18 protein-coding genes are annotated in these 22,113 nt (G+C 43.8%); 9 read left to right on the forward strand and 9 right to left on the reverse strand.

What is annotated here, in order from left to right; translation table 11 throughout:
• Positions 1-48: 48 nt before the first annotated feature.
• A complete protein-coding gene (locus JK154_RS13650; protein WP_211993106.1) occupies positions 49-942 on the forward strand; it encodes a LysR substrate-binding domain-containing protein in 894 nt (297 codons plus the stop codon).
• A 39-nt stretch (positions 943-981) separates the two neighbouring features.
• Here the strand turns inward: JK154_RS13650 and JK154_RS13655 are convergent, their stop codons facing one another.
• Positions 982-1,434 carry a DUF1198 family protein gene (locus JK154_RS13655; RefSeq protein ID WP_211993107.1) on the reverse strand — a complete coding sequence of 151 codons (453 nt, stop codon included), beginning with the start codon at positions 1,432-1,434 and terminating at the stop codon, positions 982-984.
• Positions 1,435-1,506: 72 nt separating this feature from the next.
• Positions 1,507-2,079, reverse strand: coding sequence for a TetR/AcrR family transcriptional regulator (locus JK154_RS13660; protein ID WP_211993108.1), 573 nt, complete (start codon positions 2,077-2,079; stop codon positions 1,507-1,509).
• Positions 2,080-2,242: 163 nt separating this feature from the next.
• Between JK154_RS13660 and JK154_RS13665 the strand changes: the two genes are divergently transcribed.
• Positions 2,243-2,575 (forward strand): SMR family transporter, encoded by a 333-nt coding sequence (locus tag JK154_RS13665; RefSeq protein WP_211993109.1) that lies wholly within the window; start codon positions 2,243-2,245, stop codon positions 2,573-2,575.
• 96 nt (positions 2,576-2,671) lie between these two features.
• On the opposite strand, the gene JK154_RS13670 is transcribed toward JK154_RS13665, so the two are convergent.
• The 5 genes from JK154_RS13670 to JK154_RS13690 all read right to left on the reverse strand — a co-directional run bounded on the left by JK154_RS13670 (position 2,672) and on the right by JK154_RS13690 (position 11,611).
• Entirely contained in the window at positions 2,672-5,476 is a 2,805-nt protein-coding gene (locus tag JK154_RS13670; RefSeq protein ID WP_211993110.1) for an insulinase family protein, read from the reverse strand.
• Positions 5,466-7,172: an ABC transporter ATP-binding protein/permease gene (locus JK154_RS13675; RefSeq protein WP_211993111.1), complete on the reverse strand. Its 1,707-nt coding sequence runs from the start codon at positions 7,170-7,172 to the stop codon at positions 5,466-5,468. Before JK154_RS13675 ends, JK154_RS13670 begins: the two co-directional genes overlap by 11 nt.
• Before the next feature lie 50 nt (positions 7,173-7,222).
• Positions 7,223-9,967 carry a TonB-dependent receptor gene (locus JK154_RS13680; protein WP_211993112.1) on the reverse strand — a complete coding sequence of 915 codons (2,745 nt, stop codon included), beginning with the start codon at positions 9,965-9,967 and terminating at the stop codon, positions 7,223-7,225.
• A 121-nt stretch (positions 9,968-10,088) separates the two neighbouring features.
• Positions 10,089-11,075 carry a FecR domain-containing protein gene (locus JK154_RS13685; protein WP_211993113.1) on the reverse strand — a complete coding sequence of 329 codons (987 nt, stop codon included), beginning with the start codon at positions 11,073-11,075 and terminating at the stop codon, positions 10,089-10,091.
• Complete coding sequence (locus JK154_RS13690; RefSeq protein ID WP_211993114.1) at positions 11,072-11,611, reverse strand: RNA polymerase sigma factor; 540 nt, start codon at positions 11,609-11,611, stop codon at positions 11,072-11,074. The genes JK154_RS13685 and JK154_RS13690 overlap by 4 nt, the downstream gene beginning before the upstream one ends.
• A gap of 171 nt (positions 11,612-11,782) precedes the next feature.
• On the opposite strand from JK154_RS13690, the gene JK154_RS13695 reads away from it, so the two are divergent.
• The gene (locus JK154_RS13695) at positions 11,783-12,565 is read left to right on the forward strand and encodes an energy transducer TonB (protein ID WP_211993115.1); all 783 of its coding nucleotides are present in this window, start codon (positions 11,783-11,785) and stop codon (positions 12,563-12,565) included.
• A gap of 461 nt (positions 12,566-13,026) precedes the next feature.
• Complete coding sequence (locus tag JK154_RS13700; protein WP_211993116.1) at positions 13,027-13,935, forward strand: alpha/beta hydrolase; 909 nt, start codon at positions 13,027-13,029, stop codon at positions 13,933-13,935.
• A gap of 524 nt (positions 13,936-14,459) precedes the next feature.
• Here the strand turns inward: JK154_RS13700 and gss are convergent.
• Positions 14,460-16,334 (reverse strand): bifunctional glutathionylspermidine amidase/synthase, encoded by a 1,875-nt coding sequence (gene gss, locus JK154_RS13705; RefSeq protein ID WP_211993117.1) that lies wholly within the window; start codon positions 16,332-16,334, stop codon positions 14,460-14,462.
• A 404-nt stretch (positions 16,335-16,738) separates the two neighbouring features.
• Here gss and cbpA point away from each other — a divergent pair, with 404 nt between their 5' ends.
• The 3 genes from cbpA to hdeA all read left to right on the forward strand — a co-directional run bounded on the left by cbpA (position 16,739) and on the right by hdeA (position 18,498).
• Positions 16,739-17,665: a curved DNA-binding protein gene (cbpA, locus tag JK154_RS13710; RefSeq protein WP_211993118.1), complete on the forward strand. Its 927-nt coding sequence runs from the start codon at positions 16,739-16,741 to the stop codon at positions 17,663-17,665.
• The gene (locus JK154_RS13715; protein WP_211993119.1) at positions 17,665-17,979 is read left to right on the forward strand and encodes a chaperone modulator CbpM; all 315 of its coding nucleotides are present in this window, start codon (positions 17,665-17,667) and stop codon (positions 17,977-17,979) included. Before cbpA ends, JK154_RS13715 begins: the two co-directional genes overlap by 1 nt.
• A gap of 210 nt (positions 17,980-18,189) precedes the next feature.
• Positions 18,190-18,498 (forward strand): acid-activated periplasmic chaperone HdeA, encoded by a 309-nt coding sequence (hdeA, locus tag JK154_RS13720; protein WP_211993120.1) that lies wholly within the window; start codon positions 18,190-18,192, stop codon positions 18,496-18,498.
• 1,078 nt (positions 18,499-19,576) lie between these two features.
• On the opposite strand, the gene JK154_RS13725 is transcribed toward hdeA, so the two are convergent.
• Positions 19,577-20,080 (reverse strand): helix-turn-helix transcriptional regulator, encoded by a 504-nt coding sequence (locus JK154_RS13725; protein WP_211993121.1) that lies wholly within the window; start codon positions 20,078-20,080, stop codon positions 19,577-19,579.
• A 527-nt stretch (positions 20,081-20,607) separates the two neighbouring features.
• On the opposite strand from JK154_RS13725, the gene JK154_RS13730 reads away from it, so the two are divergent.
• Together JK154_RS13730 and JK154_RS13735 are read left to right on the forward strand one after the other, a co-directional pair.
• Entirely contained in the window at positions 20,608-21,411 is an 804-nt protein-coding gene (locus tag JK154_RS13730) for a winged helix-turn-helix domain-containing protein (protein WP_211993122.1), read from the forward strand.
• Complete coding sequence (locus tag JK154_RS13735) at positions 21,395-21,883, forward strand: hypothetical protein (protein ID WP_211993123.1); 489 nt, start codon at positions 21,395-21,397, stop codon at positions 21,881-21,883. Before JK154_RS13730 ends, JK154_RS13735 begins: the two co-directional genes overlap by 17 nt.
• The last annotated feature ends 230 nt before the right edge of the window (positions 21,884-22,113 follow it).

A 22,113-nucleotide genomic window follows, 5' to 3' on the forward strand; every position in this document is an offset into this window, starting at 1 on the left:
AGCAGATCAAAGTCATATAATTCAGCATAATATGAGCTAAATTCATCCATGAAACAACAACGCTTACCACCTTTAACCGCCATTCGTGTCTTTGATGCGGTTGCCCGCCATGCCAGTTTTAAAGCCGCAGCAGAGGAGATTGGCGTCACTGCAACAGCGATCAGCCATCAAATTCGCGCGCTGGAAGAGTCACTCAAACAGCGACTATTTATTCGTTCTGCCAGGGGGGTCGTGCTGACGGAGGCAGGAGAGATCCTGCTTCGGGCATCAGGCTCGATATTCACTACGTTACGTGAAGCGGTAAACACAATACAAAATAGCCGTGAGACGGATACACTGACCCTGAGTACCACATCTAATTTTCTCACTAACTGGCTTGTTCCGCGCTTGCCGCATCTTCATCACCAGTATCCCGGGCTGGCGTTACGACTGCACAGCAGCACTGATTTGGTTGATGTTCATGGTCCCATGGCTGACTGTGCCATTCGCTATAGTATGCAGGCGGATGAGTCTCTCGACAGTACTTTGCTTTACCAGGATCGCTTTGTGCTGGTAGCCAGCCCACAATTGGTGCTCCAGAGCCCGGAGGATTTAGCGCAATTCACACTCTTTCACATTGAAAATCGACATATACCGGCCCCGGAGCCGGACTGGTATCATTGGCAGGCGGCTTTTGGCCCGGCTAACTTGTCCATTCAGTCTGGAATTCGTTTTGATGATGAGACGCATGCTATTCATGCGGCTATAGGTGGGCAGGGTGTATTACTGGCAAGTGAATTACTGATCCAGCACGCCCTTTCTCAAGGGTTATTACATATTGCGCTTCCTGGTAGCCTACCCGGAGGGAATTATTATTTTGTCACGAGTCAGCAGAAAAGCGGACGGGAGGACATTCAGCAGGTCAAATACTGGTTACAGCAGGAGTTTACGCTGACGGTGTGATGTTTTATCTGCATCAGAATAGCGCTGGTTGCATCGGGATTAATGCAGCCAGACAACGCTATCTTCAGGCTGGAATAAGGCATTGTAACGTGCCTGAAAGTCTCTGATATCCTGCATTTCTAGATCCATTTCGCGCAGAAATCCTAACGCCAGGCGCAGTTGTGCATCAGTTATCGGTGCGGCAAGACGACTTTTTTTCAGTAAACGATACCAGTGCTGTAAATTTTGCTGACTACCCTCAATCATCACCCCTTGCCAGATCAGCAGGACTTGCGCAGCATTTTGCAGATGGGATTCATTAGGGCGATGTAAGTATTGCAAAAACTCATCACCAGGATGCTTCCCCATTTGGTCTACCATTGATTCGACAGTGATGAGACTAATACCTAAACGTTCACTCAGGCGACGAATGGCGCGCCGGGTTCCTGATGTTAATATTCTGAAACCAATAATGAAAACGACAAGCAGTGTAGCCAGTATTATCCAGATCATGGGGTTTGATACCTGTCCCTAATAGAGTGTGTTACCTGATGATAGCGGTATTCCGTAATCGAATATTATCACCTAATGAGGTTCAGTCGTTGTGGCACCAGCAATAAACATTTTTTCAACTAATTCAACGGACTTTAAAGAAGCAATTTCCCCACGCAGGGACGAGTCGGCAGCCGCATACACAAGGTAGTCCAGGGTTTTGGCAAGCCAGACTGCGGGCATATCGATTCTGAAAATGCCTGCTTGTTGTCCTTTTAAAAAAAATGCTTCTAATGGACTGACTAAAAACATGGTAGCAGAGTGATGTGCGGTTGATACATGGCCGTAATCTGAGTTCATCCCGAGTGAGATGGTCCAAAAAATGTATAACTCTTTTTTGAGTAAGATATGCTTAATAAAACGGCTTAATGCGTCTAAATAGGGGGGCACCGAGAGGTCAGCCATCAGTAATGAATCGGTAATATGTTGTTCTGCCTGTTGTTGCAAGGTTGCGACCAGCTGCTCCCGGGTTGGAACGATTCTATACAGTGTTGCTTTACTTATTCCGACCATCGTAGCCAGCTGCTGGAGGTTTGCTCGCGGTTTTTGGCTCAAAGACAAGGCCAGTTTATTCGCGAGTTCACTCTCTATTTTTAGCGTCACCATAAATTAAAAACCTGTCATACTGCTGTAAATTATTCTGTGGATATTTGTATCATATTAGTACAAAATGAATCAATATAGATTCATTTGACTCTCGTTAAAATCAAATAAATAACTTTAACGGGTTACAGTCAAAATACCTTAATGCGGTGGTAGAGATAACTTTATGAATACATATGTTTTTTTAGGCGTGGCTATTGTGACTGAAGTGATTGCAACTACCCTGCTGAGATTTTCTGAAGGCTCAACAAAACTTGGGTTTACACTGGGATCATTAGCGTTATACGGTGTTTCTTTCTATATGTTATCCCAGGTGCTTGGTCATATGCCCACAGGTATTGCTTATGCAATATGGTCGGGAGTTGGGATCGTTTTGATCAGTCTGGCGGGCTGGATCTTCAGTGGGCAAAAATTGGACCTTCCTGCCATTGTGGGTATCAGTTTTATCTGCGTTGGTGTCATGATCATTAACTTGTTGTCAAAAAGCTCCGTTCACTAGAAAGCGTTAAGGCTCCTGCTGGAGCCTTAAGAGTGATGAAGAACCGTCAGATTGTCGAGCTTGCCTGATTTTCTGTATCAGGAGACCAACAGACTACTAAGGTGTCATGGTAAAAACTTTCTGATTTTTCCCTACATACTCTTTAGTCAGTTTATTAATATCATCCACAGTTAGCTGGCTAATAATCGAATTTTCCTGGTTCAGCCGCTGGTATTGAGCATCGTCAGCGGCAATCTGTGCCAAAGCCTCCGTCCAGTAGCCCGAGCTGTCTATTCCTTGTGAATTTTCAGTCACCCACATATTTTTTGCTTCTTTTAACTCTTTTTCACTGATACCCACCTGATGAATTTTTCGCAGCGTTGTTTGAGCAATTTGACTCAGCTCTTCAGTACGCTGGGGTGACGTGGTGAAGTTTAAGCGTGCAGAGTAGTAAGGCGTTGGTTTTTTAACCAGCATTTGTGAAAAACTGAGTGCGTAAATACCACTCGCTTTTTCGCGCAACTCTGAACGTAAGCGCTGACTTACTATGGAGTCCAGTAATTGTAGGGCTAGTTGGTCTTTTTGTGTCCATTGAGCAGGTGCAGAAAATTGCATACTGACCATACTCTTATCACTACTACTGATCGGGTAATGATGGCTCATCGTGCTCATTTTGGGCGTGATCCCCTGATCCTGCCAGGCAAGTTGTCCATTCTTAGCTGGCAGAGAACCGACCCATTGCTCCAGTAGCGGTTTCAGCTCCCGGGTATTAATCGCGCCGCTTATCACCAGTGTCATATCGGCTGTTGATGTCAGTAACTGGCGGTTAGCCTGCTGTAACTGCTGCGCCGTGAAATTACGCCACCCCCCCTGAGGATTAATGACCAACAACTCACCGTTGTTATAGCTTTCTTTATTGATGCTATCGAGGAAAGTCCGCTCTACTGGTACTTTTGATTGGCTCAATGCAAAGGCTTGTTTCTGTTGTTCCAGCTTATCACCGCTAAACTGTGGTGCGGTTAGCTTGAGATACAAGAGTTGCAAGGTTGTTCCCAGACTATCCACGGGAGTTTTAGCCCTGAAACCATGGGTAAGAAGTTCACTGTAAGGGCGTAGAGTAATTTGATTTTGTTTAGCCAGTAATGCCAGCTCACGAGCGCTATATTGACCATAGCCACTGGTTTCAGGCAGTTTCAGAGCCCAGTCAGTCAGACCGGCAGTATGCCGTGTTTCTAATGAACGGCCCCCTGGCAACTGTAGTTTGAGTTGAACATCGTCTTTTAAGTTTTTATCTGCCTTCACGATGACGTTAATACCATTACTTAACTGCCATTGTTCCGTTTTTTCTACTGGCAGCGTTTTTTGTGCGATAACACTTCCTTTTGCGGGGGATGGTAGTTGCAAACTGATGCTCTGCGAGCGACTGGTGAAGGGGCCCGGTGACGTCTCGCGTGTTTGTTGCCATTGGCTGGCAAACTTATCACTGTTTACTTTCACGGCATCACTATCCGGGCCAATCAGCGCCAGACGTGGGGATGCAAGGGTTAAAAATTTTGCCACATGCTGTTGCACGTCCTGTGGTTTCACGTTCTTAATGAGCTGATATGTTGTATCTAACTGCTGACGTTTGTTCCACATTGGCATATCAAACTGCAATGCCGTCGTGAGTTGCCCCGCCAGATAGTCATTCCCGTAACGCTGCTCTGTTGCGGCTTGTTGGCTGAGTTTTTTCAGGATAGCTTGTCTGACCGTTTTCAGTTCCTGTTGGGTGACAGGCTCGGTCGCAAGGCGCTGGAGTTCGGTGAATAACACTTGCGTAGCACCGGAATAATCATCCCCTTTTGGGTGGACTATCATTAATTGCTGTAAACGGCGATTATCCAGCATTGAACCTTGCTCATTAATACTGATGGAAGGCAGTACACCGTTATCGACCAGGACTGAGAAACGCTGATTCAGAATGGCCAGCCACAGGCTATCCAGTAAGTCATCATATTGTCCCTGGCGAGTATTCAATGGTGCTGCTATATCTTTTTGCAGGGCAAACTGAATAAACCGCTGCCCCTGTTCTTTATCGAAGATAGGCTGCACCAACATTTGAGTAGTGTGGTTAAATTTCTTCCAGTCAGGATCATCTGTGGAAGGGGCGCTGACTCTGGGCGAAGAAAAGAGAGTATCGATTTCTTTGTGTACCGCAGAGGCATTGAAGTCACCCATTAAAACCAGCACCATGCGTTGTGGTTGATACCAGGTTTTATAGTACTGAATGGCCTGTTCAATTGGCGCTTTTCTCACAATATCCAGGGACCCAATGGGGTTACGTTCAGCGTAACGGCTACCGTGATAACGTAATTTTTCCAGGCTATCATTAATGCGGAATCCTACTCCCTGACGCAGTCGCCATTCTTCTATAATAACGGGGCGCTCGGTGTCGAAAGCCTGTTGATCAAAGCTCAGGTTTGAAGCCCAGTCGGACATTATTTGTAAGCCGGTAGACACTTGGCTGGGCGTGGCCTCCGGTAAAGAGAGCTGATACAGGGTCGAATTCAGACTGGTGGCCGCATTAACATGGCTGCCTAGCTTGAACCCTTGCTGTTCTAACTGCCTGAAACCTGTGGTACCCGGGAAATGCAATGTTCCTTTAAAGGCCATATGCTCGGTGAAGTGCGCCAGGCCAAGTTGCTGTTCATTTTCTTGTACTGAACCACTTTTCACCAGTAACCGCAATTCGACACCAGGCTGGCTACGCGGCAATAAATAGACTTGTAAGCCATTATCCAGGGTGAAATGCTGCAGATTATTGCGCACGGGCAACAGACTGTTTTGGTTTTCTGCCCCGGACGCAGGTAGGGTAGATGTGTTGGGCACACAGCCAGTCAGAGCAATACCACAGAGGGTCAGGACGATAAATTTACGCAACATATTCAGGTATTCCTGAGGTTAAAGGTGAGGCGTCAGGCTGATAGCCGAGACGTAACGTGTTATCGGCTAACGACGACAGAAAACGCTGATGGCTGACCAGAATAATGGCACTGTCCCGTAGTTCGATTTTTAGTTTCTCTAATAATTCCAGTGCGCTGGCTTCATCCAGTGCAGAGGTTGTTTCATCCAGCAACAGTAGTCTGGGGCGATTGAGTAGCAAACGGGCGAACATTATTCGTTGCTGTTCGCCGCCAGAAAGGCGGTTACCCCAGTCAGCCTCTAACGGGAGCTGATGATGCAATTTCTCCAGGCCGACTTTAGTGAGTGCGTGTTGTAAATCGCGCTCGCTAAATTGGGTGGCATCACGAGGGTAAGCCAGTAAGTTATCCAGTCGACTGACCGGTAAGTAGAGACGTTGTGGGATCCACATGAGATCTGGCGTGCGAATGATGTCGCCACTGAAATAAGGCCAGTGGCCACTTAGTGTGCGTAATAACGTTGATTTACCGATGCCTGAACGGCCTGAGATCAGCAGTAGCTCACCAGGCTGAATGGCAAGGCTAACGGAAGGTATTAAGCAGCTATTATCGGCTGTTGTTACTGTCAGTGAGGCTCGGAGTGGGGAATCATTTTCCGTGACTTTTGCTTTTGCCGCGTTATCGTTTTCTAACAGTACGACAAAGTTGTACAGACGGGATACCGTAGCTTGCCAGGCAGCAATTTCTTTATAGGCGAAAATGAACCATCCCAACGATGTGGCTACACTGCTAAACGCCTGACGCAGTTGCATCAGTCCCCCTAACATTATCTCCCCAGCGAGAAATTTAGGCAGTGCCAGGAGCACGGGAGCCAGGGCGGTGACCTGCTGATAGCCAACGGTGTAAAACGACAGATTACGTTCATTACGAATAAGCTGATTCCAGTTTTTGATGATTTCACTAAAACGCTGCATCAATTCTCGTTTGTCCTGATTTTCACCGCGTTGTCCGGCAATGGCATCCCCATGCTGACGGCAGCTAATAAGCATACTGCGGTAGTCTGCCTCCCGACGTTGTTTCTCCATATGCAAACGTCGCAGCGGGAAACCAATCCACTGGGTGAGGACAATGCCGACGAGGGTATAGATGATACAGGCCCAAAACATATACCCGGCAATGGTCCAGGTGTGCCCGGCAAACTCAATACTGAGGCTGCCGGAAAGCGTCCAGAGAATGGCCGCAAAGGAAACCAGTGTCAGAGCCGAATGCAGGAAGGTAACCAACAGGTTTAATGTTGATTCGATTAATAATCGAATATCTTCTGCAATACGCTGGTCGGGGTTGTCCGGTTCCTGGGCGGTGAGTCGCAACATATAATGTTTACTATGGGGCGACAGCCAGTAACTCAGAATTTGCGCCGTCATGCCTTTTCGCCAGCGAATGATCAACATCTGCTTGAGGTAGTTACCCATCACAACGACGAAAATCAGCCCACTGACCAGTACGACAAAATGCTGTAGCAAACCGTAAAGCGCCTGACCGTCCAGCTTTTGCAGAGCGTTATAAAAATCTCCGTTCCACATGTTCATTTGTACATTGAACCAGACGGAGGAGAGTGTCAGGGTCAGGGAGGCCAGGAGCAGAACCCAGCAGTAAAGGGCAGCACGCTGCCCTAAAAAAGGTTTAACTAAGTAGAAAAATTGTTTCAATGTCTTCATGACGTTAATTCAGTTTTATTCCAGAGGATCACATTGCTTTATATGGGAACTTATAAATCGTAATTAACCTGTAACCAGAATTGACGGCCTGGATCATATGACTTCAACGTTTTGCCATCGAATGGGAAGACGTCCGCCACATTTTTATTATTCAGCACGTTGTTAACTTCAACGGAGAAGCCGAAACCATAGGCAAAGTCAGGCTTCCAGCCAATGCGGGTATCCCAGGTGTATTTGCTGGCAAAGTTTTGCCTGGTATATTTGCGCAGTAAGCCATATTCAGGATCTGAATAGCTGCTCTCATCATCACGAATGGCCTGGTGACGTGAGCCCCACCACTGGAGGCGGTTATACCAAGTCACATTGTATTCATCCCAGACACTGGTTAGTTCGAGGTTAATTTTAAAAGGGGAATTAAAGCTGGTTGAGGGCAGTTGAGTGGCATCGATCACTTTGCCGTCGTACCATACTTTGTTCAGATTGATCTGGTTATTTGACTCAAAATCGTTATAGCCCGTATCTTTTGGGGTATTACTTTTTGATTCTTGCCAGCTCAGTGAGGCATTCATAACGTGGGAAGCCCGTGCCCATTCCCAAGGCTGGCTATTTCTGACGGACAAGGTAACCGTATCATGGGAACTACGCCCTCCGTTATCGTAGACACGAATACTACGTTTATCTGTATCCCGGGTATTATATTTTGTGCGGGTCCTTACTTCGTCATAACCTTCGCGATGGACATACTGTAGCCGCCAGGTTGTTGACAGAATATCTTGCTGCAGTGCAAGCGTTAACTCATCGTTGTAAGGGGTCTTAAGGGTGTCCATCCCTTCATAGTCTTTTTTATTATCCCATTCATCATCATCGGGATTTTCTGAACAGTAGTAACAGTTTTGCATCCCCCCATTTTGGGCGCCATATAAGGCATAGGTCAGCATTGAACGGCCATAGTAACGGTTTGCGCCGGCAATAATTTGCGTATGGCTGTCACCAAACACATCATAAACGCCGGATAAGCGTGGTGCGACATTGGTTTGATTAACAAAATCATCACGATCCAGGCGCACACCTGGGCGCAGAGTCAGCTTACCAAACTCAATATTGTCATCGAGGAATAAGGCATAGCTAGTGTAGTCCGCAGAATATTCACCTGAACGAAAGCGTGTTATGTAATCCAGTGAACCATAATAAATATCCGTTTTTTTATCGATTGTCCCTTGGTAGGTATACCGATAATAGTCCTCATCCCGTTTAAACGTTCCTTTGGTATAGGCAAGTTCACCGCCGAGCGTTGGGCTGTGCGTCAGGCCTGAACCATCCTCCATTGAGTCAAAACGCATAACCGTTTTAAGACTGTTATTCTTTTGTCGAGTAACTAAGTCACCTAAACCGCCACTATTAAGTTCCAGCGTATTCCAGTCTTCATCAAAAGCCCGCAGAGTCAGGGCATATTTTTGTTCATTTTTACGGTCATCTTTGAGATCCTGGCTGTTGGCCGTGATTTCCAGTTGGCCAATATCAAATTTATGTTTTAGTACCCCGGTAATCCCCAGCCCGTTATGCTTGGTATTGTAAGCCGAGTTCATCACATTAGAAGAAAACATATAACTATCGTATGTAGCATAGTTAGTTGATAAATCGAATGTTGTTCTGTCCGAGGCGTTAAGTGAATATTTCAGAAAGTAGTTATCAGAGGTTCGATGCTGTTGCTTGTTACCTGAATTAAAATCCACCAGTTTCACATCGTTGTTACTATCCAGAATCGCTGATAGCCCCCCGGTCAATGTCATGGGAATATTTGAATTACGGCGCGAAGCAGAGAAGACGATCCCTGAGTTTTCGCTAACCCCTAATTCAAACCAGCCACCAAAATCATTTTTATTGTAACGGTTCTGAAAACGGGCAGGACGTGAAACATCATTTTTTGATGAATCAATACCCTGTTGCGAATCGTTGAACAAATGGTTCCAGCCTGAACGGGTTAAACGATAATAAGCATGGGCGCTGTCTTCCCCCTGCCAGCGACGGGTTGAGACATCGACAGTACCACCGGTAAAGCCGCCAAATTCGACAGGAATGTTATTGTCATAGACCGACATACTATCGATAAGGCGGCTATCAATATAAATCCCCTGATCGCTACTGCTAAGACGAGACGCCGTTTCCCCCAGGCCATTATCCGCCGGGTCAAAGTCGTTGTTAAAACTGACACCATCCAGACGATAGGCATTTTGATAGCTACTTGAACCATGAATCGAAATGCGTGAGGGCTTAATTTCCCCCTGATTCATTGAGTTACTATCGTTATTGGCAAACTGTACCGCGGGGTTGGTTTTCATTAAATCGGTGATATTACCATCACCGGTATTACGCTGGCGTATCTCTTCGGAGGTGACATACTGAGGTGCTGACATGATATCCGTAGCAGGGTTAGCCTGAGTAACACCAGAGACCTGAGTGGCGGGAAGAACCAACGTATTTTGACCAATATTTTGCTGGCGAATCACATACACGTCATTTTCGCTGACTAATTCCAGTCCACTACCAATGAGTATTTTTTGTAATGCGGTTTGTGGGGTGTAATTACCGGAAAGAGCAGGGGCACGTAACCCATCAAGCTGTTTTTGGTTATACAGTAGGTGAATTTGTCCCTGACGGCTAACTTGTGCTATCGATGTTGCCAGCGCTTGTTCCGGAAGGTCAAAAGTAACGTCCTGGGCAAGCGCTGTTGAACTGCTGAATGCAATCAAAAAAGCAAGGGGCGTGAGCCGTTTGTGAGTAACGTGAATGGACATAGATTTCCCTAGTTCTTAAACAGAGGCGCAAAATAGTGCTAAAACGAGCCACCAAAAATGAATCACTGCTTAAGAAGATAGGGAAATGAGAATTATCCTCACATGTAAATAAAAATAATTTTCATTTATTATTTTTGTTATTGATAATTAACAGATTATTTTTATCTTTATACACCACTTGTACAGGAAGAAGCTGAGGTAATGCCTGGAAAAAACTCTCAGGCTGGTGTAAATCGATGCGCCCGGATATTTTGCGGTGAGCCAGTGAAGGGGGGGATAACTCCACCTCGAAAGGGGAATAGGGCTTAAGCTGGTTGAGTATTTCTGCCAGTGGTTTATCGGTAAAAATTAATTCACCAAAACGCCAGCTTGCCACCTCTTGAGGATCGACTCGACTGCGTGTTATTGCGCTATTGGCTTCCGGACTTACTGCACTGTCGCCTGCCAATAAATACTGTGGCTTTTGCTGTTCACCCGTCTGAAAATTGACGACTCCTTGACTGACACTTACCGCGACCTGATGCTGAAAATGGCGTACTTCAAACTGGGTTCCCACGACAGTGATACGCCGTTCATCGGCCTGAATAATAAACGGGCGGTAGGGGTTAGACTTCACTTTGAAATAGGCCGCACCTTCATCGAGATAGATGTGACGCTCTGTGGTTTCATAAGCAACACGGAGACGTGTTTTATTATTAAGAAAGACTTGGCTACCATCAGGCAGTGTTACTTCCTTCGGATTATCAGTAGCGACTAACGTCATGTTGTTGAAGAGCAATGCTGGCAACTTACTGTAAGGTAATAATAAAATGGTGGCGATGAATATGGCCGCAAGGCTGTGTCCTAACAGACGCCAAAGTGGGGGGAACAGCGTCTTGCGTACGGACGATGTTTCCATCGTGGGTTTTGGCATGGCATCAAATTCTCGCCATATACTGGCAATGGATTCATAGGCTCTTGCATGTTCAGGGGAGGCATTTAACCAGTGTTCAAACTGACGCAAGTCAGCGCTGCTCATTCGCTGGCCATGTCTTCGGGTAAACCACAAAGAAGCCTGTTCATCAATGGTGTCAGTTGCCTCTGTATGGGAGGAATGCCGGTCGGTCATGACGGATTACTACTCTTATTAGCAAGATGATTTTTACAGTGAACTAATGCAGCAGCGATATGCTTTTCTACCATACTTACTGAAATTTCCATGCGTTCAGCAATCTCACTTTGTGATAGGCCATCAAAACGGTAGAGGACAAAAGCCTCCCTACGACGAGGAGGAAGTAATGCAATGGCTTCAGTCAATTTTTGGATTCGCTGCTGTTGCTCAAGTATTTCACTGGGATCACTTTGAGCAATGCTCGCCTGACTCTCCAGCTGACTCTCTTCGACATCAATTTCATTGCAGTTTTTCCGCTGATTACGCCGCCAGTGATCAATCAGCACGTTATTGGCGATTTTAAATAAATAGGCCCGACTTTCTTTAATCGGGGTGTCTGATTTACGGTGAAGCCAGAGGGTAAACACATCCTGTGATAAATCATCAGCATCATTGCTGTTACCTAACCGGTTGCGAAAAAAACGCACCAGCTGGCTATATGTTGACTGATATGCACCACTGATTTTATGGGCAAAAGATTTATCAATAGTCATTTTATTGGTATCGAAAAGTTAAAGCGCATTGTGAAAATGCGAATGAAAAATCTGCTCAGGTTGCTTTGATAATAAGATTGACCATTTATTTAATAATGGCTTTATGGAATATCATTTTTTTTTGTATTATGCCTATAATTCGCAAAAAATAAAGTCATGAGGCTGTTGGTTATGAGCAGTATCGCGGAAATGTCAGAGCGTTCTTTGTTTCCTCCGCTGGGTAGCGTATTTTTAAGTGTGCTTTTCCATGGGATGCTTGCCCTGATGTTTATTGGTTACTTAACTACTGCGAATCCAGTAACAGGTGTATTACCACCGGCGATTCCTATTGAGATCGGAAATTATCAGCTAGAGCAACAAACGGAAGCTGAAATTAATCATGCACCTAAGCAACAAATGGCAAACCGGGAGGAAGTTTTGCCAGATCCGGTACATGAAATGGAAAAGTTACCGAAAACACCGGTGGTGGAAAACGGTAATTTAGCGCATGTGAGCGAAAAAAAACCGCTGCAAAAAAAGAAAATACAACCGGTCAGAAAGGTGCAGGAAGAGGCACCTGAAAGTATTCTGGAGGCTGCGGTAACGTCAGTCCCCGCATCCGGAAGCACCGAAAAAAACAGTGCCACCTTTACCAGTAGTGCATCGGTAGCGGTGAGTGGTCAGCAGAGCTGGCATAGCGAAGTTCACCAGCGTCTGGGAAAGGTCAAACGTTATCCCAGAGAGGCCATGCGCTTCCGATCAACGGGGGTGTCACATATTCAAGTGGCCCTTAACCGTGATGGTGCGATTGTTAGTGCAACACTGCAGACGTCATCAGGAAGTAAGATCCTCGATAAAGAAGCGTTGGCCACTATTTATCGTGCTGCACCTTTTCCGCCGCCTCCGGAAAGCGTGTTGATTGATGGTAGAGTGGAGTTTATTGCCCCGATTGTTTTTGATGTAGCGACAATGTGAGAAACAGCAAGATACCTGCTGATAACAATGTCAGAATAATGTAATTGTTAATCAGTCATTACTATAAAATAATAATGACTGATTATATTGTTAACGGTAATTTTAATATGTACGGTATATTTCATCTGGCATTCTTTTATAAAAAATACATCAGTCTTTTTTATCGGCATCCTGATTATCTAACAGAAGTCAGCTGAAAAGACCAATAATACAGAAAATTCACCCTGTGGCACCTGTAAACTTCATTTTTATCCGCCCCGATAAGGAATCGTTGTGCTGGCCTGGGTTCGTAATGCCGAATTCTGACTGAATTAACAGGTAAAAAGTTTATGGCCGATTCAGAGAATAGTGTCCATATTGGTCATGGGGATTTTTATAATGAAACAACTTACAACAAATTATCTATTCTCTGATTTTATCTAATGTACTACCTTCCATTCCTCGAAGAGGATAATCATATTATGAATCGCCGTCATTTTTTAACACTGCTTGCCAGCTCAATGGTGACTCTGCAATCCCGTTTTTTATGGGCTGCCACCAGCCATAGACAATGGCAGGAAATCCCCTTATGGTCAGGGGAGCCTCCTGGGGGAGGCGGCCCTGGTGGCAGTATGCATACTTCAGCTGCTGGTGCACAGCGTCATATTGCCATGCCGATGCTGAGTGTGCTGTCGCCTGATAAACCTAATGGGCATGGGGTATTGATTGCTGGCGGCGGTGGCTACAAGCAGATTCAAACGGGTAAGGAGTCTTTGCCTGCAGCTAACTGGCTGGTTGACAGAGGCTATACTGCTTATGTCCTCAGTTATCGCTTACCGACTGAGGGCTGGTATGATGGGGCAATGGTCTCACTCCAGGATGCCCAGCGTGCTTTAAGAATAGTTCGAGAGCGTGAAAAACGTGTCAGTGTTCTGGGATTTTCTGCGGGGGCGCATTTATTGGGAATGGCGGTGACCCGGCCTGATTTTCACTCTTATCCGGCACGCGACAAGCTGGATTTAATTCCCGCATCTGCTGATGCGGCCGCGCTAATTTACCCGGTAATTACCCTGGAAGCACCTTACACCCATACTTCGACACACCGCGTTCTCGTCGGGAAAAATGCTTCCACGGCTGAGAATACAGCCTGGTCAGTGCAACAGTATGTTACCCCAGATGCCCCACCTTTTTTCCTGGTTCAGGCTGAGGATGATCCGGTCTCGGATCCGCATAATTCATTAATTATGTTCGCTGCTTGTCAGCGAGAACATGTCCCGGTTGAAATGTATCGTTACCCGAATGGTGGGCATGGTTTTGGTATGGGAAGACCAGGTACCGCAACGATAGAGTGGCCGGAACGCTATGCCGAGTGGTTAATAAAGCATGGATAAAAAATAATTCCGTCAGGAATCTGTTTTAGCCCATATTTCGATATTACACGCGTGGCGCTCACTCCCCATATTTGTGGCCTGAATATGTTCTTATAAATTTACCTGGCGCTCTTCTTTGCAGCACCGATGGCTTATTTTTAAAAGGATAATCTAAGGTATTTAACTTGTCATTCAATGAGTTATGCTTACCCCTCTCAGAGGGGGAAGATACATGTTTCCATCACTGTATAACCCCATATTTCTTAAAGATAATAGGGGGTAAATGCTTCAGCAGGCCAGGGGGATGTTCATCCTGAATATTTATATTCCTTATAATAAGTTGTAAATACCCTGTATGATGCTTTGGTTAATTATAATAATACTAGCCTTTCATTATGCCTTTTCTTATTCTCATTCTCCCTTTTCTTATTCTCATTCTCCCTTTCATATTCCAATAGGGATGTATTACACTGAATGTTGTGGGGGAGGTGTGTCGTGTAGAATAAACGACACACCTCAGAAAGTAATTAATGACGCGCTATTATTTATAAATAGTTTTCGTCATCAATGACACGTAATGGGTCAATATCACTTTCTTTTTTGATCACCAGCCCTTTTTCTGAACGTACGCAGACGCCCCCATAATGGCCACCAACGGTAAAGGTACACAACTGAACATAGCGCTCACCGACTTTTGGCAGGCACCAGAGTTGCTGGTAGATATTTTTTTGGGTATCAAATTTACCGAGGGTTTTATCAATAACCTGATCTTCATGGTTAATCAGGCCGATATTACTGCCACATCGGCCGGCGATAGGCTTGACAGCATAACCGGTTTTTTCCAGCTCTGCGTTTAAAGAGAAATCTGCATCCAGCAAATAACGGTGATGCGGGAACAAAGACCATAGTACCGGTAAAATAGCCTTATTACTTGGAATGACCGTCCATAATGGTTCAAAAACCATGACTTCAGGGCGTAGCAGTACATCGATTAACCGCACGCTATCTTCCGGATGTCCTGTGCGAATCGGAACTCCGGCATGTTCCGCCTCACTCTCTTCCCGTAGCTGGTCAAGAGCTGTTTCCCAGGCCCATGTCTTCCAGACACAAGTCACCGGACGCTGTTCAGCATCAACTAACTGGCCGCTTTTATCCCAGCGTAATTCTGTAAAACCATGAATGATCTTGCTCTCAAAGCCTGCTTTGGTCAGTGCCCGCTGCATAAACTGAGCATGATAACTCTCTTCAGCATCATTATCCTGAAGGATATGTACAAACGGACAAGCATCACTGTGTTTCCAGGCCTCTGCCAGCATATCTAATAAGTATTTACCGGGATCACGCCCTGGTATGTTGCCCGCCTGTTCAGCCCATTTACCGAGTATTAACCCTGTTTCCGCATGGCAAGAAGCAGAGTCAGCATTGTATTCATAGACTTTAAGGCCACGATCATCCATACAAAAATCAATACGGCCTGTGATCATATGGTGACGACGACGCTGCCAGGAAAGACGCAAACGAGGCCAGAGAGTTTCTGGAATATCGAATAATGCTAACAGATTATCGTCTTTCATCACCTTGTCAGTGGCGTGTAAGTACATTAAGTGCATTTCATTCGTGGCGTGGATCAGCTCTTGTTCAGCACTTCGGGAAATGGTCAGATAGCGGTACGGGTTGTCATTAATGGAGCAACCGCCATTTGCCTGTATATAAGCGTGCTCCAGAGGATCCTCGTCATTAAGCCAGGTTCCTTCAAGTTGCCCTTTGCGTGGTACTTCTATTTCATGAATTGCAAGGTAGGGAGCTGGTACTTCTGGCTGGGGTAAACTGTGAGTCGTATCCGCCGTCTGAATCATCCAGCCTAAGATTTCCGTATCGTCGAATGTGTCCTGTATAAAGTACTTACCTTCGTGTTTTTGCAATGGTAATTCACGAGTCCATTGCTGTCCTTCTGGCAAATGATGATGAATAACATTTTGTTCTGCAATACGTACACTATCGCTGAGAACTTGAGTAATAATGGCGACATGACCCGTATGCGAAAATTCCCCGCCTTCCTGCCAGATAAGTAATGCACCAGTCTGAGGTGAGCGTTCACTACCATTGGCAAATGCCTGAAGTGGCAACAAATTATCATTCACGACCTGACGCAGATACCTGAGAGAAAATATTTCGTAGGCCATTCTGACATCGGTCAGGATAGTGCCGTAATTGAGATAGAGAAAGCGGCGTGCAAATTCAACACATTGCCACTTATAACCCATATATTCATTATCCAGATAGTGGCGGAATTCAGAGTCATCCAGACGGTCTGCATTTTCCAGAGAGTCATAATCAGAAGAGTAAATAGCCACACCGCCAGGAGCATAACCTAACAATGTACCGAAAGGAGCGTCTTGTACTGTACTTTTCTCACTCATAGCAGAAGCCTTACACAAATACGACTGTCACTGTAACAGTTAAAACTAGTCATCAGCCTTCCCGTCAGGGGTTAACGAGACGTGATAGAAGGTTAATGGGCGAATGTCTGGTGTGGTGGTTAACACCGGACCGTTAACAGAATAGCATGTTAATCCGAGTGGCTATTTGACCTGGTCAATTTCTGGTGCATCATGGCAACAGGGCACGGTTATGGGGGACACCATCTTCCCCGGTAGCTTTAATCATAGAACGTATTATGTCGATAATTAAGTACTTTGCTGGGTAGAGTAAAGGCACTTCAGCAGAGATTATTCCCACTACATTGCGTCATTTATCCTACACTTAAGGGTGAATTCTACGCTGATAATTTGTTCTGTAAATCTGAGAAATGCGAGATAACAATATGGAATTAAAGGATTATTATGCCATCATGGGCGTGCAGCGCACAGATAGTCTGAAGACTATCAAAACCGCTTATCGCCGTCTGGCGCGGAAATACCACCCAGATGTCAGCAAAGAGGGGGATGCGGAAGAACGTTTCAAAGAGATTGCTGAGGCATGGGAAGTTCTTAGCGATGATAAGCGTCGTGCTGAGTATGATCAACTCTGGGAGCACCGCAATGATCCCGGGTTTGGGCAGTATAGCCGTCAGGAGCAGCCTGGCCAGAATTATCATAGTCCGGAAGACTTTGATGATATTTTTTCCTCCATTTTTGGCCGTCGGGGGGCGCAGCAGGCCCGTCAACAACAGTCACGTGGACATGATGTTGAAATAGAAGTTGCCGTATTCCTTGAAGAAACACTGGAAGCACACAAACGGCCGATCAGTTTTAAATTACCTGTTTACGATATGTTTGGCCGAGTGACCCAGGAAACGGCGAAAACACTCAATGTCACTATTCCCGCAGGTGTCGTGGACGGGCAACGAATTCGTCTCAAAGGCCAGGGAACCGCCGGGGAAAATGGCGGACCTAACGGAGATTTATGGCTTATCATTCGTATGGCACCCCATCCGCTGTTTGATATTATTGGGCATGACCTGGAAATTGTTTTGCCACTTGCTCCGTGGGAAGCGGCGCTGGGTACGAAGGTCACACTGCCTACTTTGAAAGACAGTATTCGCTTAACGATCCCAGCAGGTAGTCAGGCGGGACAACGCTTACGTATCCAGGGTAAAGGGTTAGTGAATAAACACCAGACTGGTGATTTATATGCTGTGATTAAAATAGTCATGCCGCCAAAACCTGATGAAAAAATTGCAGAGTACTGGAAAACATTAGCTGAAGCACAAACATCCTTTGATCCACGTGAAAAGTGGGGGAAAGTATAATGACTGAAATAACTGTGACGACCCATAATGTCAGTGAGTTCTGTTTCTGTACTGGGGTGTCGGAGGAAGATCTGTTAGAAATTGTGGGTCTTGGCGTCATTGAGCCACAGCTAACATCAACCAGACATTGGATATTTGTCGATAATGATGTTGTGATTGTGCATCGCGCCGTACGGTTGCGTCGTGAACTGGCGCTAGACTGGCCGGGTATCGCAATTGTGCTCACCTTGCTGGATGACAATAATTCTCTGCGCAGCGAAAAACACAGACTAGAGCAAAGGCTGGCAAAATTTATTCTCAACGATCTGAATTAAAAACCTGTGTATCAGCCTTGCAAGCAGCCAGTCAGTTCCTTAATGAGCAGGCTGCTTGAGGGCTGACATTCTGTCAGAGACTCTATTTTGTCGTCTTTTAAACGCTGAAGAGTCATTTTTTATGGCAAATTGACCGAATTTGGCTATAAATAAAAAGCGATACAAAAATCCATTGTTCGATTTTTATTCAGATAAATGAGGGTGTTTGAAATGAAAAAAGTACTTGGTATTATTCTTGGCGTATCACTCATCATCCCTGCAATGTCGCAGGCAGCCGATCAGAAAAAGCCTGTTAACAACTGGACATGTGAAGAGTTTCTGGATATTGACTCAACTTTTCAGCCTGTGGCAGTTGGTTTCAGTGAAGCATTAAATAATAAAGATAAGCCTGAAGATGCTGTCCTGGACGTTGACGGTATTCAAACGTTGACCCCATTGGTCATACAGGCTTGTGAAGCAGATAAAACAGCCAGCTTCAAGAAAACAGTGGATAGTGTGAAAAACACGCACAAGCACTAACGGATTAACTCACCGTACTCTGAACGCTGATCTGCTGGTTATGGTCAGCGTATACACTTTTGCCACCGATATGTCCCCCTCTGATTTAGCCTGATTACGTCTGTTATAGAGAGTCGCTTCCGATATTCCTTCCATCTGTATAACGGCTGTCACGGTCATATTACAGGGCGGTAACCATTTTGCCTGTGTTACAAGGCTGACGCTCCGGTGCAATGCGTTTCATTTGTCACCTCCATGGCTTCGGATTGATGTTTCAGAGAGGGGGATATGAGGGAACACCAGTGGGTTTATTGACTACCGCAGATGGGGGGAGGGATGTCCATCACATCATTATAATGAAACTCCTCGTTAAAAATTCAGGGAACCCAGTAGGGTTTTCGATCGCTTCGATCATCTCTGGTTGCCAGATTTCTAAGAAAATGACCCAAGTCATAAAACCACAAGAAGATTATGACTATCGTTCGGGTCATCGTTAATAATTGAAACCAATTGATTTTATTATTTTAAAAAAGATTATTCTTATTTACTTTTCATTTAATTTTTTTATGCGCTGATATTTCTTTTTTTTATGTTAACTATGTTATTTTTTTTGGTTTTTTGTAATTTTTTGAACTTTAGGTTCTATCTTTTTAATCTGAATGGTAAATTTACCTGCATCAACACCATGTATTAGTTAGATTGTTTAAAAAATGACTTGTCTTATGTTTTTAATAACCAGATCTCTCTGTGTCAGCATTCAATTTCACCGGTAAAACATTGCTATGGTTTTTTCCCGGCATTTATACTCATAAGTAAATGCTGGTATGTTTCTCTGATGCATTGAATATGGACGGTTGTTATATTTCTGCTTACTCTGCCATGAGATACTATGTTTAACAGGTATTTTGAATGTGGCGTGGTTATTTAAAATAAAACCATGCCCATGGTGTAGTAAGTAATAATAATATTCTTCAGGTTACTTTTTCAGAACGCAGGTTTTTCATATTTATCTGTATGTAAAAGGATGTGAAATGTATAAGGATGTTATTTTTATGTGAACAGATATTTAGTTGTTAAGAACAATGAAAGTTAACGTTTTTTATTGAGTTCTTAATAGTTGCTTTTGAAAATCAATACGGTTTTCACAGCCCAGTTTTTTCATGATGTTTCTTCTGTATGTATATATTGTTTTACTTTTAATATTGAGTTTATTGGATATTTCATCATGACTGATACCTTTTCTTAACCAATAGAGAATTTCTCTCTCTCTTTTCGTCAGTACTATAGTTGCATGATAAATACCGGATTGATTTTTAAGCATGAAATAACTTAGTATATTTTTAACACTGCATCGTTTATCTAACACAGGAATTGACCCAAAACTTTCGGCCTTTAAAGACGATAAATCGTTAGAGGCGAAAGCAATAATCTCTTTGTCTTTTTTGATCATTTTTTTACCCTCAGTATGAGGGATGTTATCAAGATCGAGAATTGTATAGTAGTCGTTGAGAAGCTCTTTACTGAGTAAGTTTTTTATACCGATAATAAAAAATTGATTATTTGATAAAACAGATTTTGCTATGCTCAATTTATTATTTTCCATTTTTATGTTTAGTGGCTGAAAGTATGCAATCGAATCAGAATAAACCTGAAAAGTATTCTTATTTATTTTGCCTGGGTTTTCTTTAAAAAATAATTACTATGGCGTAGTCTTTTTCTAATTTACCCGTGCAGATTTAAGGGTATAGCGGAAATTTTACATTCATTGATAATGAATGAGATATAGTTTTTGCTATGAATAAGATCCCCTCATTTATTTTTTTTGCTGCTTATATCATCTGTGTTATCTCCACATTTACTTCCGGTATAGCCGGCATAAAATGTTTAATTGATTGGTTATAGCTCTTTTTGGAAACTGGAGTAAGTTTATTTCCTTAAGATCTGATTGGCTATTTGTATTGATTTATAACGATAAAACAGAATTAAACACTAAATTACAGTCATATACAAAGGTTTTTGAGGTTGTTATTTTGTATGTTGTGGGTTTTTAATTTTTTGTTTTTTGCTGATATTAAGTATACTAAATGTAGCCTGGCTACTGACCAGGCAGTTTCACGCGAGGATCATTGAGTGCATTACACTATCCATAAGATAATTGAGTTCAATACTGATGATTTTACGCTTGAACGGCTTAGTGAACCGTTTGCGTCTGTTACTCTGACGGTGACGATGTCTCGCTTACTTCAGTTTTTAATTGAGCATCACGGAAATAACGTGACGAAAGATGAGATTCTCAGCCAGGTTTGGGAAACTCATGGTTTACGTGCATCAACACACAGTATGAATAAATATATCTCCGAGCTACGTCAAATGTTCAGAACATTGGGGGTAAGTGAGGAAGTGATTGTGACCATCCCGAGAGTGGGTTTTTCCATTCCTGAGACTGTCATGGTTTCGTTATTGGTTAGCAAGGGGGGGCTGGATGATTTGCCTGCTCCAGAAAGTATACCGAAGGGAAAAAGTTATTACTTTAATAACTACAGAGTAATTTTATTAATTGCGATGGTTGTCTTCTTTCTGGGGGCACTAATTTATACTTTCTACACTGATACTAATGATGGCGGTGAGGATATCTATACGACTGCCCAGGAAACTTATCCTATTGGTATGATCGATGCGTGCCCTGTTGTTGCTTTAAAACCTATTGCGGAAAATCTTAAACCGCGAAATATGGAAATAACCCGGGATATATTAAAAAGGCTTTCTATTACTTGTGAAGCAGAAAGTCTTTATTATGTTCGTTTCTCAGACGATGTTATTTATCATCAGCCAGGTCGAGTGTTTCTTGCCGACTGTTCTATTAGAGACAGGAAGGCAGGGTCCTTGTCATCATGCTACAATTACTACGGGACCGATTATGAAACGAATGACTAGAAATGAATTGATGTTACTGTTATCCGGATTGATTGCGGTAATTTCATTATTTGTAATATATATGTCTCATAATAGAGATGCGAATGATAAAGTTGATTATCATTGTTCAACATCATTTCGCATGCAGCATAATGATCCTGGTTTCGTTGCGCGCTTAAATATTTTTTTGCAGGTAAAACGAGATGGTAGCGCTTTTTTTGATATTATCGGTAAGGTTGATTACCTTGGTGAAATTTATGATGTGGCCAGAACGTATCATTTTAATTATCAAAAAGAAAGTGATTCAGTTTATCACCTGACCCAGATGAATATTTCACGGCGAAGCCCTGAAACGGTTGATGATAAGTTGATGAATAGCTTGTTTTTTAGTACCACTCAAGAAGGTGGGCAATATATGCGTGTGACCAAAATGAAAAATAGCTATGTTATTAACAATCTTCACTCACCGTTGTTCGTCTGTATCGTTAACTAATTTATGTGAAAAAGAGCCCTGGAAAAAATTGATTGATATATTATATTTTCTCCAGGGCTTCAGCGATTGTCAGTTCTGGTCAGTTTATGAGAAATTATCAATGAAATAATTTTAAATTGCTATTTAACCTTGCCGTGAAGGATAATATGATTCCTTTCACAGCGATGAAATAGGGAACTGGCTTGTCATTTTTTATAATCACACGTTCTCTTACATGAAATTTTTCTGTA

Source organism: Citrobacter sp. JGM124, from assembly GCF_018257795.1.
Lineage (GTDB): Bacteria > Pseudomonadota > Gammaproteobacteria > Enterobacterales > Enterobacteriaceae > JGM124.

Excerpts from the sequence above, each read along its gene's own strand:
- JK154_RS13650 (WP_211993106.1), top strand. The coding sequence starts at position 49 with ATGAAACAACAACGCTTACCACCTTTAACCGCCATTCGTGTCTTTGAT.
- JK154_RS13655 (WP_211993107.1), bottom strand. The coding sequence starts at position 1,434 with ATGATCTGGATAATACTGGCTACACTGCTTGTCGTTTTCATTATTGGT.
- JK154_RS13660 (WP_211993108.1), bottom strand. The coding sequence starts at position 2,079 with ATGGTGACGCTAAAAATAGAGAGTGAACTCGCGAATAAACTGGCCTTG.
- JK154_RS13665 (WP_211993109.1), top strand. The coding sequence starts at position 2,243 with ATGAATACATATGTTTTTTTAGGCGTGGCTATTGTGACTGAAGTGATT.
- JK154_RS13670 (WP_211993110.1), bottom strand. The coding sequence starts at position 5,476 with ATGTTGCGTAAATTTATCGTCCTGACCCTCTGTGGTATTGCTCTGACT.
- JK154_RS13675 (WP_211993111.1), bottom strand. The coding sequence starts at position 7,172 with ATGAAGACATTGAAACAATTTTTCTACTTAGTTAAACCTTTTTTAGGG.
- JK154_RS13680 (WP_211993112.1), bottom strand. The coding sequence starts at position 9,967 with ATGTCCATTCACGTTACTCACAAACGGCTCACGCCCCTTGCTTTTTTG.
- JK154_RS13685 (WP_211993113.1), bottom strand. The coding sequence starts at position 11,075 with ATGACCGACCGGCATTCCTCCCATACAGAGGCAACTGACACCATTGAT.
- JK154_RS13690 (WP_211993114.1), bottom strand. The coding sequence starts at position 11,611 with ATGACTATTGATAAATCTTTTGCCCATAAAATCAGTGGTGCATATCAG.
- JK154_RS13695 (WP_211993115.1), top strand. The coding sequence starts at position 11,783 with ATGAGCAGTATCGCGGAAATGTCAGAGCGTTCTTTGTTTCCTCCGCTG.
- JK154_RS13700 (WP_211993116.1), top strand. The coding sequence starts at position 13,027 with ATGAATCGCCGTCATTTTTTAACACTGCTTGCCAGCTCAATGGTGACT.
- gss (WP_211993117.1), bottom strand. The coding sequence starts at position 16,334 with ATGAGTGAGAAAAGTACAGTACAAGACGCTCCTTTCGGTACATTGTTA.
- cbpA (WP_211993118.1), top strand. The coding sequence starts at position 16,739 with ATGGAATTAAAGGATTATTATGCCATCATGGGCGTGCAGCGCACAGAT.
- JK154_RS13715 (WP_211993119.1), top strand. The coding sequence starts at position 17,665 with ATGACTGAAATAACTGTGACGACCCATAATGTCAGTGAGTTCTGTTTC.
- hdeA (WP_211993120.1), top strand. The coding sequence starts at position 18,190 with ATGAAAAAAGTACTTGGTATTATTCTTGGCGTATCACTCATCATCCCT.
- JK154_RS13725 (WP_211993121.1), bottom strand. The coding sequence starts at position 20,080 with ATGGAAAATAATAAATTGAGCATAGCAAAATCTGTTTTATCAAATAAT.
- JK154_RS13735 (WP_211993123.1), top strand. The coding sequence starts at position 21,395 with ATGAAACGAATGACTAGAAATGAATTGATGTTACTGTTATCCGGATTG.